The organism is Metabacillus sp. 22489 (genome assembly GCF_052044855.1).
GTDB classification, from domain to species: domain Bacteria; phylum Bacillota; class Bacilli; order Bacillales; family Bacillaceae; genus Metabacillus; species Metabacillus niabensis.
The window spans coordinates 64,200-82,817 of the sequence record NZ_JBQENT010000017.1; the positions used below are offsets into that span (position 1 = coordinate 64,200).

Below are 18,618 nucleotides of genomic sequence, written 5' to 3' on the forward strand. Positions count from 1 at the left end.
CAGTCTCTTCCTTATGGGGTGAACAATAATGTATATCGAAATTACCGTCGATTTAAAGAATTATCAGGAGGAGATTTTTGATTTAAGACTATCAAACTATCACTCTGTAAAAAAGCTGCTTGATATAGTTTGGCAGACGAAGCAATTAACTGGACAACCAAAGGAAGGGTACTGGATTAGAGTCGTGAACAAAAATAAAGTTGCCGATGGTACAAAAAGATTAATAGATGTTGGCATTACAACTGGAGATAGAATTGAAATTTTATGAAGGAGATATAAGGAATGTCATCACAAAAAGAAATGTCATACATAGAAGAAAAGCTAGAGGCAATTAGTAAATTTGAAAAGGGTGTTATTACATTTACTTTTCAAAAGGAAAAAATTAAATTAGATGATCCAGGCGAAATTTCTTTTCTGAAAGAGATAAATCCTACAATAAAAAAACAAATTCAAATGATGGATGATGAGTTATCCATTCTTCATACAATTCCTAACACGTTTACCTACCTTCCTCATATGGGGCAAATAGATGAAAGAGATAGTTTGCTTATTGCCTACCGTATTGCACAAAAGGTTAATAGCCACAACTTAACTAGAATTCATCTGTTTGTATGTCCAGAAAACATTGTCTTAGACAAAGGACTCAATCCATATATTCTTCATTTTGGGGTTAAAGAAAGTCTTCCACCATATGAAAAAAATTCTGATCAATTATTGAAAGAAGTAAAGGCGACAATTGCTTCGATTATTGATAAGCAATATACCTTTTCACAATACATCCATCACTTTGAAACATTAAAGCTTTCTAGCTTTACTGCGAAGGTATGTAAGGCGGAGTCTATTTCTAATCTTATTGAATTACTCGAAATGAGAATTCAAGAGATTAATAAGGAAAAGACTCAGTTAATGACAGTAAACAAAAAAACATGGAAGCTAAATCGTTATATTTTAATAGGTGTAACGGTTTGTTTAATTCCAACATTAGTGTACTCGTTGTATTCGTTGTTTTTTATTCAGCCAAAACAGGCAAGCTTTATCGAGGCACAGGAGAAATTCCTTAATAACGAATATAGTGAGGTTGTAACGATCCTTCAGCCTTATGATTTCGATGAAATGCCAAAGGTGACACAATATGAATTATCAACGGCGTATTTAATTAATGAATCACTCTCAGAAGAGCAAAAAGAGAGTATTCAAAATACCGTGACATTACAATCAGATCCTCGCTATTACGAATATTGGATTCACATTGGACGAGGTAATGCAGAGGAAGCTTTAGATATTGCTAGAGTCTTTGAAGATACACATTTAATTTTATATGCTCTATACAATTACCAAGAGCAAGTAAAATCAGATGATAATTTAGATCGTGAAGAGCGAAATCAGTTATTAGCTGAAATTGAGTCTGAGATTGAGCAATACGAAGAGGAAATAGATCAGGAGAGGGCTAAAGCCGAGGAACAGGCTGAGGAACAAGCGGTAGAGGATGCTGGTACAGTTCCAGCGTCAAACGAACAGGCTAAGCAACAAGGACAGGAAGCAACACAAGAACAAACTACTACGAATCAGCAAGTAAAAGAGGAAGCCAAAACTGAGGGAGAAAAGTCACCTCAATAATCGTGAACAAAAACAGGTGGTGAAAAAATGCATTTATTATGGGTGTTTTACAATGATTCCTACCAACAGCTGTCATTGAAGTCCAAGCAAAATTATGAAGTCACAATAGGCACAGAGCTGCAGCATACAATCACCGTGCAAGGAGTAGCCAATCTCCATGAGCCACTGAGGGTGACTTTTCATGATAACTCATTTTATCTAGAACATAATAGTGATCCACAGCTGATAGAGTTAAATAAACGCCACAAGGTTAAAGCCGGCGAAATAGATTTATCAATCGTGATTACGGACAAATTAATTCCTAGTAAAACTTATTATATCGGCCATAATTCTGAGGTTATTTTCTCAACAAAGGATGAAGCAGCCACCATTGTTAAGGAAAAGAATGAGTTTTTTCAAGAGAATTCTTTTACCCTTTATAAAGTAAATGGTAGCTGGACTGTTAAAACGAGTATTGATGAGCATCTTTATAAAAATGGATCACGGTTAAATGGAGAAACTATCCTAGAAATTGGGGACCAGCTGTTTTGGCCATTTATGACGATTACGTTAATTGAAGAGGATCTCATTCAGATTGAGAGTTTACGAGAATTCACAACAAATCTCTCAGAAACGATAAAACCACAATCTGAAATGCAAAAGAAATATCCGATTTATCGGAGAACACCAAGGATGGTTTATGATCTACCAGATGAGAAAATCCAACTTTCTCTCCCATCACAAGAAACAGAGCCATCTAACCGCAGCCTATGGCTCATTATTCTTCCCCCGCTTATCATGCTAATTGCAATGGGGCTTGTGGCTTTATTTATGCCAAGAGGAATCTTTATCGTCATAACATTAATCATGTTTATGACAACCATTTTCACCTCTACGGTTCAGTATTTTAAAGATAGAGGGAATCAAAAGCGGCAGAAGGAAAGACGGCAACGGATCTATACGAACTATTTAGAAGCGAAGAGACAAGAGCTGCAAACTGTTGCTGAAAAACAAAAGGAAGTTTTAACATTTCATTTTCCATCCTTTGAGAGAATGAAATATTTAACGGATCAGCTATCAGATAGACTGTGGGAAAGAACTTTAGAAAGTCCTGATGTGCTTCAATTCCGTTTAGGTCTTGGAACAGTTGATGCAAGCTACACGATATCATCTAGTTCAAATGATATGGCGAATAGAGAGACAGATGATTTACTAGAGGAATCACAAAAATTAGAGAGATTCTATAAACGGCTATCTAATTTACCTATAACAGCCAATCTGTCAGAAGGTGCGGTAGGATTAATCGGAAAAGATGCTGTGTTAAAAAATGAATTACATCAAATTATCGGACAGCTTGCATTCTTTCATAGCTATCATGATTTACGATTCGTTTTTATTTTTAATGAGGAAGAGTATAAGCAATGGGAGTGGATGAAGTGGCTGCCACATTTTCAGCTTCCTAATTCATATGCAAAAGGTTTTATCTACAACGATAAAACACGTGATCAATTGCTTTACTCATTATATGAAATGATTAGAGAACGTGATTTGGAAGATGATAAAGAAAAGATTCGCTTTACACCACATTTTGTTTTTGTTATCACGAATCATCAGCTTATTTCAGACCATGTCATTTTAGAATATTTAGAAGGTGAGCATCACCATTTGGGTATTTCTGCTATTTTTGCAGCAGAAGCAAAGGAAAGCTTATCAGATAATATTTACACACTTATTCGCTACATAAACGATGAGCAGGGAGATATTTTAATCCAGCAGAAAAAGGCAGTCCGAATCCCATTTAGGTTAGATGAGCATAAACGGGAGAGCAATGAAAACTTTGCACGAATGCTCCGTACACTTGACCATCAAATTGGGATGACGAATTCGATACCAAATGGTGTGTCGTTTTTAGAAATGATGAATGTGAAAAATGTCGATCAGCTACCAATTAAACAAAACTGGCTAACGAGAGAATCAGCGAAATCATTAGCGGTTCCGATTGGTTTAAAAGGGAAGGAAGAAACAGTTGAGCTAAATCTTCATGAAAAGGCACATGGTCCACACGGATTATTAGCCGGAACAACAGGTTCTGGTAAAAGTGAATTTTTACAAACATTTATTTTATCCCTTGCTGTTCATTTTCATCCACATGAAGTTGCGTTCCTTTTAATTGATTATAAAGGTGGAGGGATGGCACAGCCATTTAAAAATATGCCACATCTTCTTGGAACGATAACGAATATTGAAGGTAGCAAAAACTTTAGTATGCGTGCTTTAGCATCAATAAAGAGTGAACTTAAGCAACGTCAGCGACTATTTGATCGCTACAGTGTATCACATATAAATGATTATACGAAGCTTTATAAACAAGGAAAAACAGAGAAGCCATTACCACATTTGTTTTTAATTTCAGATGAATTTGCAGAGTTAAAAGCAGAAGAGCCGGAATTTATTAAAGAGCTTGTCAGTGCAGCTCGTATCGGTCGTAGTCTTGGCGTTCATTTGATATTGGCTACACAAAAGCCGGGTGGCGTCATTGATAACCAAATTTGGAGTAACGCTCGCTTCCGAGTGGCTCTAAAGGTACAAAATGTCGAGGATAGCCGAGAAATTTTGAAAAATGGTGATGCAGCTTCTATCACTGTAACAGGTCGAGGATATTTACAAGTCGGAAACAATGAGGTTTATGAGTTATTCCAATCTGCATGGAGCGGTGCCCCATATCATGAGGAGGAATCCTTTGATATGGAGGATGAAATTGCCATCGTAACAGATTTAGGGTTAATTCCACTTTCAGATGTCTCATCATCAGATACGATTCAAAAGGAGACTCCTAGTGAAATAAGTGTCATTGTCGATAAAATTGAACAGCTGGAAAAAGAGATGCAGCTTGAGAGACTCCAAAGTCCTTGGTTACCACCACTTCCAGGACGTTTATTTATTGAGCGTAATATGGAAGAAGTGAATACGGAAGATAAGACAAAGATATTGTTAGCAATGATTGATGAGCCTGAAAAGCAAAGTCAGTCGAATTATACGTATCAAGTCATGGATGATGGAAATATAGGAATCTTTGGGTCTGCTGGCTACGGAAAAACACATACTGTGATGACATTGCTCCTTGGGCTAGCGAGGAAATATACACCTGAAGAAGTTCATTATTATTTAATGGATTTTGGAAACGGTGGTTTACTACCTCTTAAACAGCTACCTCATGCTGCCGATTACTTTACAATTGATCAAGAGCGAAAAATCGAGAAGTTTTTGAAAATGCTTAAAGCTGAGGTTGCGAGACGAAAAAGTCTTTTCCAACGAGCTGAGGTTGGCACGATAAAAATGTATAACGCAATGAGTGAAGAAAAACTACCATTGCTTTATTTAGCGATTGATAATTTTGATTTAGTGAAGGAAGAAATGTATGAGCTTGAGCAGCAACTAAACCAATTTGCTCGTGACGGCGCATCATTGGGAATTTATATGGTCGTTTCGGCTACGCGTGTAAATTCAGTACGACAAGCATTAATGAGTAATATAAAGACGAAAATCGTACATTACTTAATGGATCAATCTGAAGCAAGTACGATAGTTGGCAGACTGCAATTTTCTCCTGAAGCGATGCCAGGAAGAGCGATTATCAAAACCGATGAGACATATTTTTCTCAAGTATTCCTTCCTGTTAAAGGTGCCAATGACTTTGAGCTAATGGAAAACTTGAGAGAAGCAGTCCAGCATTTAAAGGTAATTTACGCAGATTGCAAAAAGCCAGATCCAATTCCGATGCTGCCTGTGGAGCTAACAATTACAAATTTTGCTTCATATGTAGAAAAACAAGTAGGTATGCTACCAATTGGTCTTGACGAGGAACTAGTTAAACCAGTCTACGTGAATTTGAACAAAACGAAGCATTGCATCGTTTTAGGGCAAGCACAAAAAGGAAAGACAAATACGTTAAAAGCGCTCATACACGCTTCTCTTGAAAATCAAACAGAACATATCGCACTTTTTGATTCAATCGATAGAGGGCTATCATCTTATAGTGGTGAAGATAATCTTGTCTATCTTGAGAATAAAGACCATGTTTCAAGCTGGTTAGACATGATTGAGGCTGTTCTAGAAAAAAGAGAAACCGAATATCACGAACAAATTCAGAAAGGGAATAATCTCCCATCCTTTACACCTATCTTATTTATCATTGATGGGTATGCAAACTTTTTACAAAAAATTGATAATACGCTTCAAACGCGAATTGTTCAATTTATAAAAAACTATAGTCATCTAGGCTTTAACATGATTGTTTCTGGTAACAATAATGAGCTGACAAAGGGCTATGACACATTAACAGTTGAAATTAAACAAATTCGACAAGCTGTTATTTTAATGAAGAAATCAGATCAAACATTGTATACGATGACCTATGACCGAAAAGAGCCTGAAATTCAACCGGGTTATGGCTATTACCTCGAAAACGGAAAAGAGCAAAGTATACAAATTCCGCTTGTGAATGTAGAAAGGAAGGTACATATATGAATGAAAGAGTAAGAGCCATTGTGAAGCTTATCATCGTTATTGCAATAATTGGCATTACACCCTTTCTATTCTTCCGCATCATTGGCGATAATCCTTTAAAGGTAGCTACACCAAAGGAAACGGCTACTAAGACGATTGCGATTATTAATGAAGATATAGGTACAGAAGAAAATGACGAGGAATTGAAGCTAGGTCAAGATGTATCCGCAATCCTGTCGCAAAACTCTAATTATGAATGGACAGTTGTAGGGAGAAGCGCAGGGGAGAATGGATTACGAGATAAAAAGTATGATGCAATTGTGTATTTACCATCAGACTTTACTGAGAAAATTATGACGTATGATGAGGAAAATCCAGTTAAAACGAATTTCCAATATAAAGTACAAAGTCAATTAAATGCAGTGAATAAAGAAAAGGTGTTAGTAGAGCTTGAAAAGGCAACAAAACGAGTTAACCAAAAAATCTCCACGTTATATTGGAATTATGTTTCAGCAGATATGGAGCAAATTCGCGGTGAGTTCGATGAAATTTTAGAAAAGGAAGTTGCCTTCCAACAAACAATGTCTGCCTTTTATAAGCCATCTTCAAAGGATTTAGCTAGCCATATTGAAGATCAAAAGGCAATGCTTTCAAACTTACAATCTACTATTGAACAGCTTGATAAGCAAGAGCCAGAGCAAAAGGCGACGATGGAGGGCTATGCACAAAGCTTAGCTAACTTTGTTAAGTATGTAGAGCTATATAAGGAATACCAAGAAAAACAACAAAAATTGCTCGCAGAAATCCAGGCTAAATCGATTGAAACGGTACACAATGCAACGCAGAATCAACAACCGTTATTTACGGAGTCTAAAAATCTATTTGAAGAAAACGGAAGTCTATTCATAGAAAAAATGAATACGCTAGAGACGCAGATGGTAGGAACTGAGCAGCTATTAAGTCAGTTACAGCAGCAACGATACAGTTTAGTTGATAAACAAGTAAATGAATACTATCAGCATCAAGAAAAGATTATTGATTTTTATCAGCAGTTAAAAGATTCGCATCTACTTGATGATTTACAGGAGAAACTAGATCCTTTAAGTGAAAATCTTAGTAAAGTGGAAACACCAACTGAACCAGAAACACCAACTGAGCCAGAAAAGCCAACTGAACCGGATCCAAATGACGAAAAGCCAGGGACAGAAACACCTGAAGAGCCAGGAAACACTGATAATCCGACAAACCCAGGAGATGGGGAAAACCCAGAAACACCGGATAATCCAGAAGAACCTGAAACACCGGAAAACCCAGAAACACCTGGTAATCCGGAAGAACCTGAAACACCGGAAAACCCAGAAACACCGGAAAACCCAGAAACACCGGAAAACCCAGAAACACCAGAAAACCCAGAAACACCTGGTAATCCAGAAGAACCGGAAACACCAGAGGAGCCTGAAGCACCTTTCATAGATTTAACGAAGGAAAAAGAGGAATTAGCAGCATTAGCGGCTGAACTTACGAAAGTTAAGACAGAGCTATCAAGCTTAGAGCAACCTACGGTAGAAGATATCACAAAATCGTTAGCAGGCTTTGATGCTATTAACGAAAGAATTACAAATCTACAGACCTCTTTATCTGAGAAGGAAAACGGGCAAAAAAACCCGTTAGAGGAGGAACTTAATAAGCTGTTAAATGCTTACTCTGAGTTAAGAAAACAGTATGACTTGTTGGAAAATACTCTTAAACATAAAGATGGCTATATTAAGGAATTAGAAACGAATATAGACGGTTTAAAATCCGATATTGATGGTTTAAATGGAGAAATCGATGAGCTAAATAAAACGATTGAAGAACTAAATAAAACCATCGATTCTTTAGAAGAAGAAAAAGCAGCTCTTATTGTTGAAAATAAAAAGCTAGAAACTGAGCTCAATTTATACAAAGACTATGAGGCTGATATTAGAGATGAAATTAATAAGAAAGAACAATCAATCCTTTCATCAAATGTCCTTTCTGAATCAAGAAAAGAGAAAATCTCAAAAATTCTTGGAAAAGATATTAATAGTAAAGATTTAGTGCAAATGATGTTTTACTATTCGTACCTTGATCGATATGAGGCAACGTTGAAGAGTATGGCTTCTGTAAATGAGGAAAAAGCTATGACTCTTGGTAACGAGATATTACAACAACAAGCAAATAGAATTGTCCAAATATCAGAAGATGAGCAGGCAAAATGGAATCAACTAGGGACTGATATGCCAACAAATCAAGATGTACTAAATACCATGGAGGACGGCTTTACCGTTTTCATGGCTGAATACAGTGGAAAAATTGATGAGCATCAAAAGATTCTATTAGAAAATCTTGATGGCATACTTCAAGAGGCAACAAAGGTTCTTGAGCAAATTAACCAACCACAACAAATGTTGACCATTGTTGAGCCGACACCAGCTGTTGAAGGTCAAGAAGTGATATCAGATACTGAAATAATCAGTAATCAAATGGAAATGATTCATTCAATGATGGATTCAATCAAAGAAAGTCAAGGAACGATCGTTGATTACACAGGTGAGCTTCAAGTAAGAGTTAACGATGTTCAGGTTGATGCAGATAAATTAAATAATAAATGGGCATCAAACGTTGCTTCTACGGAGCTTATAAGAAATGATGTTTTCAGTGTTCTTGGAAATACATTTGTTGATGGACAGTCAAATGGATATGTATATGATTTCTTAACAAATCCATTGAAAATTAGTGGAGATGTTCCTGAAGAGACACAAACAACAACAGTGAAAAACTTACCACCAGTTGTCGTCTTGTTTATTGTTCTTATCTGTAGCTTGCTGATTGGCTATACAAGCTATTACTTCCAACAACCGCCATTATGGATACAGGCCATTTTATTTGTCCTGTTAAACATCATTATTGGCTTAATTATTAGCTTGTTTGGCTTAGAGATTTATCCTTTACGTGAGGATAGTGCCGTACAATGGACTGTATATACGATCTTCCTTCTAACTGCAGGTTCTGCCTTAGTAAGGGTGGCGTTTAGTGTTCATCATTTAGTAGGATTATTTGTTACGGTAGGAATGGTTATATTCTATGTAACGCCATTACTTGCCTTAACAACACCTAACTTTACATTTGAAGATCCGATGTCAAGCGTGTATATGTCGATTCAATATGGCTCAGAATCCCAATTTGGGACAGCGATCACCGTTTTATCATTTATGATTCTTTGTCTAGGAGCTCTTCAATATTTTATTGGAAGGGCGAGTAAAGTATCGATGACGGAAGGTTCTGAAACATATGAAGCATAAGTCATTAATAGGTTTGTTGCTCCTTATCGTCAGCATCCAGCTATCTTTTTCGAATATTGTTTATGCAGCAGATGCACCTAGTATTGATGAGCTAGAGCCTAATGATTATGAGAAAAAGGAAAAAAAAACGAATAGGAGCTTACTTCGTGATGAAGGGTTATCGACAACAAAGCGTTCTGAGTTACCAGAGCAGATCAAACAACTAACCTTTGAAGGGGCTGCAGATTCTGACGAAGAAAAAATCGCTTCATTATTTTTAAGTCAGACATCGAACCGAAATACGATAAAGTCAAAGGCTGTTGAAATGAATTTATTTTCATCTACAACAGAGACAAAAATGAATGAATTGGAAGAAGATACAACATCTTCTTCCAATTTGTCTATGTCCATCCTTATTTGGGTGCTTGTAGGGATTTGTCTACTATTGCTGGCGATTGTTCTTTACATTTGGGCAACATCATCAGCAAAAAAGAAAGCTTCCTAGAAATAAATAAGGAGGTCAATCAATGAGTTTAGCGAATACCTTAGATACACTCCAGGATTTGATTTCTTCAAAGGAAAATGATATCGAGGAAAAAATCCAGAGACTTAAGCAAGCTAGCCGTGAACTTAGTGTAGAGCAAAACCATCTATTACAAGAAATAACACAAATCATTGATCCGAATTTAGGAAGGGAATGGACTGGTAAGAGAGCAACTAGATTTGAATCGTATCGGATGGAGGCCTACTTAGCTATAAAAGACATTGGAATTGAGGCCTATGACAGATACAAGCAGGAAATAGAGAATAAGATATCGTCCTTAGAACAAATTCAACTGTATTTGCAAACGACGAAGGCAATTGCTTATGAGGCAGAGCATTTAGTGAAGAATAGTGAAGATGATGCTGTCGTTGAAGAAAAGGTAAGTGAACTAAAAAGGCGGTTAGGTTAATGACGACGATTCGACTGGAGTTTGAAAAAGTGATGAAAGAGTTAAGTGAAATTGAAAAAACTTTATCCACTATAAATATTCCATCTCCTCAATTGAGTCATTTAGGTAATAATCAATTAGATTTTACAAAAGCTTGGCTTGAACGTGAAATGAAAATTGAGCAGCTCCTTACAGAATACATTCAGGCTGTACAAAAAAATGTTGAAGATACAAAAGCAAACATTCGTTTATTAAAGGATCAGGATGAGGCAAATGTCCGAAACTAAAAGAGAGGACTGATATCAATCGAGAAGGTACTTGAAACACAGTCGCTCATTCAAGCAGTTGAATCAAGGGCAAAAAGTTATGAGGAATTGCGTGGAAAGCTAGAAGCATTAAAAAATAACTTTTCACGAATTGTAAATTTAGATGAAAGCTTTAGTGGTAAGGGGGCTGAAGCTATCAAAGGGTTTTATCGAGGTCAAATGGATGTCGTTGATGCATGGATTCGGCTTATTGACCGACAAGTAGCATTCTTTTATGGTATTGAAGGGTCAATGGAAGATATGGAGTTAGCAAATGAGGCAACGGTTCATGTCTCATTTCTAGAAGATGAACTAGCACATCGAAATCATAAAGATCTTGAAATGGTTGCAAGCTTTCAACGTGAGCTTGCAGCCATCTTAAATCAAATTAACGATCTTGTTCCATTGGAAATATTTTCGACAGATCACTTTGCAGAAGAACTTAGCAAGGCAGAAAATGAAAGAAAAGAAACTGTAATTGCAATTGAACAGTTTGATTATGAATTAAAAAACGAATATTACTTATCAGAAGCAGATGAACAATATGCAGAAGCATTAATGAAACAACTTATCGAAGCCACCCGCCAAGGAAATAAAACCTCACCAATCCATTTCAATCTCGAAAAATACAAAACAAGTGAACTATACAAACGCATGTCACAAGTAGAGCAACAAGCTGCTGATTACATTAATTTCAAAGAAAAGCAGGACGAAATTAGAAGAGTGAAAGAAGAACTGGGAGCAAAAAAAGCTTTTGGAAAAAAGGGGGAAAATGAATCAAAGAATTAAAATGTTTAAGGAATGTAAAGGATATTCGGGCTAGGTTCGTCCCTAAAATGAATTTGTTAACAACACCCCCAAAGCCTTTTCCAAAGAACCCTTTATATAATGTCTTATTCTTTGTAAATACATAGACATGCATTAGCTAAAGTGTGAATAAAAGTAGTCAGCATTAATACTTTTTAAATCAAGACATGAATGAAGTTATTGATTTTGATATCATATAGATATGATGTCAAAAAAGAAAATAATCATTATTAGTATCCTTTTTCTTATTACAATAACTGCAATTCGATTAACATGGTATGGTTTTTTATCGAAAATGGACCAGCCTAATCCACCTAAGATTGAAAATGGAGTTCTAGATTTAAGAAACTGGGATATACCAAAAAATCAAACATTTACTTTACGTGGAGAATGGGAGTTCTACCCTTCTCAATTACTAGAAGGAAAGGAAACGACAGCTACGACTAAACCAGAACTTATTCATGTTCCGAGTAATTGGAAGGATGTATTTAAAGGCGATACGAAATCTTTCCATTACGGTACATATCGGATAAAGATATTAGTCGATCAGTCGGAAAAGAAGGCGTTAGGACTACAATTTAATGAAATTCGGAAGGCTTCAGCAATTTATATAAATGGTAGATTAATAGGAGGATTAGGTAGTCCATCTAGCAAGCAGGATCAATATGAGGCTAGATATTATCCATATTCGGTAGCTATTCCGTCCGGTGCGCGGGAGATAGATTTAATCATACAGGTTTCAAACCATTTTGGCGAAGGAGGAATCACAGAGCAAGTTCGCTTTGGTCCCTTAGAAGCAATTAAAACTCAAAGCCTTCTTTCAAAGGGCTTACAGCTTTTATTATGTGTTGTTCTTTTGTTACACATATTTTATGCAGTACTTCTTTATTTCCTAGGTTATCGTAAATCGCTCTTATTCTATTTTTCTATGGTTATTTTTTGTGCAACGATTAGCGTTTTAACAAGTGATGATAAACTGCTATACCAATTGATACCTTTTAAATATGAATGGTCAATAAAAATTGTATTTTGGTCCTATATTGGTGTCGCAGCATTTATTCCACAAGTGTTTAAACAGTTGTTCCCTGAATATGGCAAATTCCGAATGGTTCAATATTTTACCGGATATTGTATATTTTATTGTTTATTCATCTTGTTTTCTCCATCAACTTATATTTTACAAACATCTAAAGTATTTCTTTCAACGACCCTTTGCCTATTCGTCATTATCTCAACAGTAATACTACAAAGGGCAATAAAGGAGAAAAGGGATATCATTTTTTTACTCTTAGCATGCTATAGCATCGGAATCAATATTCTTTGGGCAATTATAGAATCGCGGTTATCTTTAGAGTTAATGCATTACCCATTTGATTTAATCATCACATTGCTCTGCTTTACTGCGTATTGGTTTAAAACATTTTTTCGAACAACTAATAAGTCGATTCAACTTACTGAAAAGCTTAAATTACAAAATAAACGGAAAGATGAATTCTTAGTGAACACGTCACACGAATTAAGGAATCCACTTCATGGTATCATCAATATTACTCAATCAGTTTTAGATGATAAAAATAATCCTCCGAATGAAGAGCAGAGGAACAATCTTGAGTTGTTAATTTCCGTTGGTAGACGAATGTCAATGATGCTCAATGATTTGCTAGATGTAACAAGATTGAAGGAAGAAACGATTCAGCTAGAAATAAAAAGTGTTCGAATCCAATCAGTCGTTACTGGTGTTGTTGAAATGTTAAGGTTTATGTTAGAGGGAAAGCCAATTAAAATCAAAGTTGACATAGAGGATACCTTTCCTGCAGTCAAAGCAGATGAGAACAGACTGATTCAAATTTTATTTAACTTGCTTCATAATGCAATTAAATATACGGAAGAAGGAGAGATATCTGTTCGGGCAATTGTAGAAAATGAAATGGCTAGGATTGAGGTTGCTGATACGGGTATAGGAATTAAGGAAGAAATGCAGAAGGTTATATTTGAACCTTATGAACAGGTTAACTCGCATTTAACAAAAGCAGGTACTGGCTTTGGACTCGGCTTAAGCATTTGTAAGCAATTAGTTGAGCTTCATGGTGGGATAATTAAAGTAAAATCAACGCAAAACTCTGGCTCTGTGTTCTACTTTACTTTACCATTATGTGGTGAAGTGACAGATTTACCAGTTGCAGTGCAAGAGGAGGTTGCGACTAGCCTTCAAGCTGAACATAGTCGTTCTACTTTGCATAAAGAAACTGAGGTCAATAAATCATTTAGTCATAATCCTAAAGTCTTGGTTGTTGATGATGATTATGTAAATATCAATATATTAGTTAAAATGCTTGGTACATCCTATGAATTAACGACAGCTACAAGCGTATCTGAAGCAATTAAAATCCTTGAAGGAAGCCGCTTTGATCTCGTTATATCTGATGTAATGATGCCACATGTGTCTGGTTATGAATTCACCCGTATGATACGAGAGAGGTTTACGATATCAGAATTACCAGTATTACTGTTAACAGCACGAAATCGTTCTGAGGATATTGTAGCTGGTTTCCGTTCAGGAGCAAATGATTATGTAACAAAGCCAGTCGATTCTTGGGAGCTAAAGTCTCGTGTTCGCGCCCTTACGGATTTAAAACAATCTGTTGAAAGGCATTTACAAGTAGAAGCTGCATGGTTACAGGCTCAAATTCGTCCACATTTTTTATTTAACACATTAAATTCAATTGCAGCTCTTGGGACAATTGATATTCCGAGAATGCAAGATTTATTGATAGAGTTTAGCAATTACTTACGGACGAGCTTCGATTATCAAAGCCATGAGCATGTGGTGAAGCTTGAACGTGAGCTATCATTAGTTCGCTCTTATTTACACATTGAAAAGGAACGATTTGGGGATAGACTCAATATTGTGTGGGAGATAGATACAGATATCGATATATCAATCCCACCACTTTCCATCCAAACACTAGTGGAAAATGCCGTTAGACATGGTATATTGCAACAACCGAACGGTGGAACCATTACAGTTAGAATAAAAGAGCTTGTTGAATTTGTTGAGGTATTTATTATAGATAACGGGATTGGAATGGATGAGGACAAGCTTAGTAATCTGTTGGATAGTGAAACAGAGCAAACGAGAGGAATCGGTCTGTTAAATACAAATCATCGCTTAAAGCAATTGTATGGACAAGGATTAAAAATTGAAAGCTCTCAAAAAAAAGGAACTGTTGTTTCGTTTAAAATACCGAAGAATAGATGATAGTTAAATGTTCTAATTTCTTCACTATGTGACACCTTAACGGGTCACATAGTTTGAGAAGTTAGAGCATTTTTATTTGTTCCCTTTTTTTGTCTCCATTGAAGATACCATTCAGTTATATATGAACTAGGCTTTACACTTAATTCTTCTTGAAGGATATTTTTTAATAGTTTATATTGCTTGTGAACAGCTAAGTGATTATTTGTTTCAGCGAATATTTTCATTAGTTCAAAATGTGCCATCTCAGCTTCGGGCTGTCGTTGACATATTGAATGATATAAAGTAACTGCCTTTTGAACGAGATTTGAAGAGGTGTACCATTCAGCTAACTTAAATGAAAGTTGAAGCCATAATACCTTTAATCTATGGCGTTCATTTTCCGCCCATAAATAATCATAGTCTTCTAAATAATCCCCTTTATAAAGAGTAAGAAGGTGCTCATATTTGTTGAATGTTTCACGGTTTACTAGCATATCTGTTTGTAATTCATGCTCCCACTTATCTACATCAACAAATACATTTTCCATATTAAAAATATAACCGTCATTAGTATTCGAAATGTTAAAGTGATTTCCATATGGTTCTAATGTTTTTCGAATATGATAAATGGCAGTATACAATTGTGAATACGCTTTGCTTTGTTCATAAGTAGGCCAAAGCAATTCAATAAGTGTTGCCTTACGTACTAGCTGAGTGCGATGCTGCATCAAATATAAAAATAGTTCCTGTACCTTTGACGTTCGCCAACGGATCGGTAGACTAGAATGATTTTCAAACCCGATTGTTAATTGACCAAACAATTGTATATGAAGATTAGGATCTGCTATCGGTATACTTTGATCGTTCATCTTAATTCTTTCTTTTAGCCGCTGAATGGTATTTAACAAACGGTCATTACTTACTGGCTTTAAGACGTAATCAAGAGCATTTAAATCAAAGGCTTTAATCGCATAATAATCATGTGCAGAGACAAATACTACATTTAATTTTGGCTTCTCCTCCAAAATTTGTTCCGCTAATTCAATTCCATTTATCCCAGGGAGATGGATGTCTAAGAATACAACATCAACATCATGGTGAAGGATATATAGCTTTCCTTCTTGAGGATCGGTAAATTTCCCAATAATATTTACATCTGGAATCCTTTTAAACTGCTGCTCTAGATATGCGAGTGCAAGGATTTCATCATCTATTAAAATTATTTTCATGATATATCCCCCTCTATCATATAAAAATGGCAATGATTAGTCGCGGATGAACGGTGAATGTTCCAAACAATAATTAATAGAATTAGATACAATATCCTATTTTATTTTTCGTTCTTTTCGATTTATTTCTAACCTATACAGAGGATAAGTATAGGTATTTGTAAAAAGAGTAAGCGAAAAGTAACGTTCTAAAAAATAATACATTATATCTATTTTATACGTTTTTGGAAGGGATTTTAAGTGTTTTTTGTCGTTTTGTACACTAACCTTCAAAATAGGTGTAGTCTTTCAAACGTTCCTAGTAAGAAATATGACCTTTTTACTAAGTGGTTCTGAAGTTCTTTATGTGATAGGTATAAAGAGTTAAAGATTCAGTAAAAGCCGAAGGAAAGAATTTAAAGGAATAAAGTGAAGATAAAGGCGATGCTATGAAGGATAAATATGATAATAATTAATGGTGAAGGTTGATTCAAAAGGGCCTGACCCCTCCAACAAACACCGGTATATAGTACACTAACCTCGTTATTGGTCTATATTGTGCTTGAGGGGTCTGAACCTTTGGTTTTGAGTCACTCTCTTTATTAACTTACTATTGTTGCTCTCTTTCTTCAAACAACGAAATAATTTCAACAATCGTTTGCGTCGCTTTTATCATATTTTCTACAGAAATAAATTCATATTTTCCGTGGAAGTTCTCCCCACCTGTGAAAATATTCGGTGTTGGTAACCCCATATATGATAGCTGTGAGCCGTCTGTACCGCCGCGAATCGGTTCAACTATTGGCTTAATACTTAAGTTTTCCATTGCTTGATGAGCGATATCGACAATATATTTCACAGGTTCAATCTTATCTCTCATATTATAATATTGGTCATTTAACTCAAGACTAATTGCATCCTGACCATAGATATCTTTAAGCTCATTAATGATGGAAATCACTTTATTTTTACGCTCTTCAAACTTCTGTTTATCAAAATCGCGAATAATGTAATGGAGCTTTGTTTCCTCAACATCTCCATCAATTGATAGTAAATGGTAGAAACCTTCATAACCTTCTGTATATTCAGGTGCTTCCATTTCTGGGAGCTTATGATGAAATGCCATGGCGATTTTTGCAGAGTTGATCATTTTATCCTTTGCAGTTCCGGGATGAACATTTGTCCCTTTACATGTGATTTTAGCTGCAGCAGCATTAAAGCTTTCGTATTGAAGCTCACCTAATGGTCCCCCATCAACGGTATACGCAAAATCTGCATTAAAAGCTGCAACATCAAATTTATGCGGACCCCTGCCAATTTCCTCATCAGGTGTAAATGCAACACGGATGTTACCATGCTTTATATTCGGATTTTCAATAAGATAAGCCATTGCCGTCATGATTTCAGCAATGCCTGCTTTATTATCTGCCCCTAAAAGGGTTGTTCCATCTGTCGTAATTAACGTATGTCCTACATAGTTTTTTAAATTTGGAAAAGTCTTTGGTGACATAACGATATGTAATGCTTGATTTAATGTGATGTCATTCCCATCATAATTTTCAACAATCTGTGGTTTAACATCATGACCAGTAAAATCTGTTGCTGTATCAACGTGAGCTAAAAAGCCAATCGTAGGAAGCTTTTTATCAGTATTAGCTGGTAATGTTGCCATGACATAGCCATTTTCATCGATGGTGACATCTTTCATTCCAATTTGCTTTAATTCTTCAACAAGCATGTTAGCAAGTGTCAGTTGACCAGGTGTTGAAGGACAGGCTTCGTTATTTTCATTTGATTGTGTATCTACTTTGACATAGCGGGTAAACCGTTCAATGATTTCAGATTTCATCGTCATTTCCTTCCCTCATTTATTGTTATTAGTATCAAAATAAATCATATCATGAGATAGAGAGAAATAACCACCTGTGTGAGCATTCACAGGTGGTTAGATATGAGGATTAAACACCACGTCTTGCAAAATCAACAAAACGGAATTTATCAAGACGATGGCGTGATTCTGTATATTGAAAAAGGCAGGCATTTTCTAAATAAACATAATTTTTAACAACGACAATATGTGAAAAGCCTTCTAAATCAAGGTGCTCTCGATCCTCACTTGTGCATTCCTCTACTACGATTTCCTTTTTTGCAAAGCTAATCTTAAGCTTAATTTCGTTTTCTAAATAATCATAAATAGAGCCTTCACAAATTTGCTTTGTTAACGTTGGAACATACTTTTTTAGAAAGTAGTCCTTGTCTAAAATAATTCGTTCTCCTCCAATTGTTCGAGAGCGAATAACCTTCCAAATTTCATCCTTACTCGAAGTCTGTAATTGCTGTTTTAAAAATGGATTAGGCTTGATTAAGCCAAAATCATGTACAGTAGTTTTAGCTTCGGAATGGAACGTTTTTGAAATTTCTTTAAAGCTCACTAGTCCGGAAATTGGAAAGCTCATTTTTTGTACATCAAGCACAATCGATCCCTTGCCGCGAATTTTTTGGATAAAGCCATTTTGAGCTAATAGATTCAATGCTTTTCGAATCGTTTCTCGGCTTGTTTCATATGTGAGAGCTAAGTCATTTTCAGAGGGAATTGCTTCCCCTGCTTTAACCTCGCCTGATTTTATTTTTTCTGTCCATTCCTTGTAGATGGCAAGATATTTATTTGTTTTCATCCTTATCACCGCTCTTATCTATTAGGGCAAAAAAGCTCCTAAGTAAAAC

General features: G+C 35.8%; 12 protein-coding genes. 9 read left to right on the forward strand and 3 right to left on the reverse strand.

Features of this window, described 5'->3' with window-relative positions; all coding sequences use genetic code 11:
* The first annotated feature begins 28 nt into the window (after nucleotides 1–28).
* The 9 genes from ACTJJ9_RS12110 to ACTJJ9_RS12150 all read left to right on the forward strand — a co-directional run bounded on the left by ACTJJ9_RS12110 (nucleotide 29) and on the right by ACTJJ9_RS12150 (nucleotide 14,707).
* Nucleotides 29–268: an EsaB/YukD family protein gene (locus ACTJJ9_RS12110; RefSeq protein ID WP_095300354.1), complete on the forward strand. Its 240-nt coding sequence runs from the start codon at nucleotides 29–31 to the stop codon at nucleotides 266–268.
* A gap of 14 nt (nucleotides 269–282) precedes the next feature.
* Entirely contained in the window at nucleotides 283–1,617 is a 1,335-nt protein-coding gene (gene essB, locus ACTJJ9_RS12115; protein WP_145583981.1) for a type VII secretion protein EssB, read from the forward strand.
* Nucleotides 1,618–1,644: 27 nt separating this feature from the next.
* Nucleotides 1,645–6,123: a type VII secretion protein EssC gene (gene essC, locus ACTJJ9_RS12120; RefSeq protein WP_145583983.1), complete on the forward strand. Its 4,479-nt coding sequence runs from the start codon at nucleotides 1,645–1,647 to the stop codon at nucleotides 6,121–6,123.
* The gene (gene esaA, locus ACTJJ9_RS12125; protein WP_145583985.1) at nucleotides 6,120–9,425 is read left to right on the forward strand and encodes a type VII secretion protein EsaA; all 3,306 of its coding nucleotides are present in this window, start codon (nucleotides 6,120–6,122) and stop codon (nucleotides 9,423–9,425) included. The genes essC and esaA overlap by 4 nt, the downstream gene beginning before the upstream one ends.
* Nucleotides 9,415–9,909, forward strand: a complete 495-nt coding sequence (gene essA, locus ACTJJ9_RS12130; protein WP_095300346.1) for a type VII secretion protein EssA — start codon at nucleotides 9,415–9,417, stop codon at nucleotides 9,907–9,909. Before esaA ends, essA begins: the two co-directional genes overlap by 11 nt.
* 22 nt (nucleotides 9,910–9,931) lie before the next feature.
* Nucleotides 9,932–10,357, forward strand: a complete 426-nt coding sequence (locus ACTJJ9_RS12135) for a DUF5082 family protein (RefSeq protein ID WP_145583987.1) — start codon at nucleotides 9,932–9,934, stop codon at nucleotides 10,355–10,357.
* Nucleotides 10,357–10,623, forward strand: coding sequence for a DUF5344 family protein (locus tag ACTJJ9_RS12140; protein ID WP_145583989.1), 267 nt, complete (start codon nucleotides 10,357–10,359; stop codon nucleotides 10,621–10,623). The genes ACTJJ9_RS12135 and ACTJJ9_RS12140 overlap by 1 nt, the downstream gene beginning before the upstream one ends.
* 18 nt (nucleotides 10,624–10,641) lie before the next feature.
* Entirely contained in the window at nucleotides 10,642–11,430 is a 789-nt protein-coding gene (locus ACTJJ9_RS12145) for an LXG domain-containing protein (protein WP_255451987.1), read from the forward strand.
* A gap of 220 nt (nucleotides 11,431–11,650) precedes the next feature.
* Nucleotides 11,651–14,707, forward strand: a complete 3,057-nt coding sequence (locus tag ACTJJ9_RS12150; protein ID WP_440768671.1) for an ATP-binding protein — start codon at nucleotides 11,651–11,653, stop codon at nucleotides 14,705–14,707.
* A gap of 44 nt (nucleotides 14,708–14,751) precedes the next feature.
* Here ACTJJ9_RS12150 and ACTJJ9_RS12155 read toward each other — a convergent pair whose 3' ends face one another.
* From ACTJJ9_RS12155 to treR, 3 genes are all read right to left on the reverse strand, one after another.
* Nucleotides 14,752–15,915 (reverse strand): response regulator, encoded by a 1,164-nt coding sequence (locus tag ACTJJ9_RS12155; protein WP_145583995.1) that lies wholly within the window; start codon nucleotides 15,913–15,915, stop codon nucleotides 14,752–14,754.
* A gap of 589 nt (nucleotides 15,916–16,504) precedes the next feature.
* Nucleotides 16,505–17,743, reverse strand: a complete 1,239-nt coding sequence (gene pepT, locus ACTJJ9_RS12160) for a peptidase T (RefSeq protein WP_145584008.1) — start codon at nucleotides 17,741–17,743, stop codon at nucleotides 16,505–16,507.
* A gap of 109 nt (nucleotides 17,744–17,852) precedes the next feature.
* Entirely contained in the window at nucleotides 17,853–18,569 is a 717-nt protein-coding gene (gene treR / locus ACTJJ9_RS12165; RefSeq protein ID WP_145583998.1) for a trehalose operon repressor, read from the reverse strand.
* Nucleotides 18,570–18,618 lie beyond the last annotated feature (49 nt).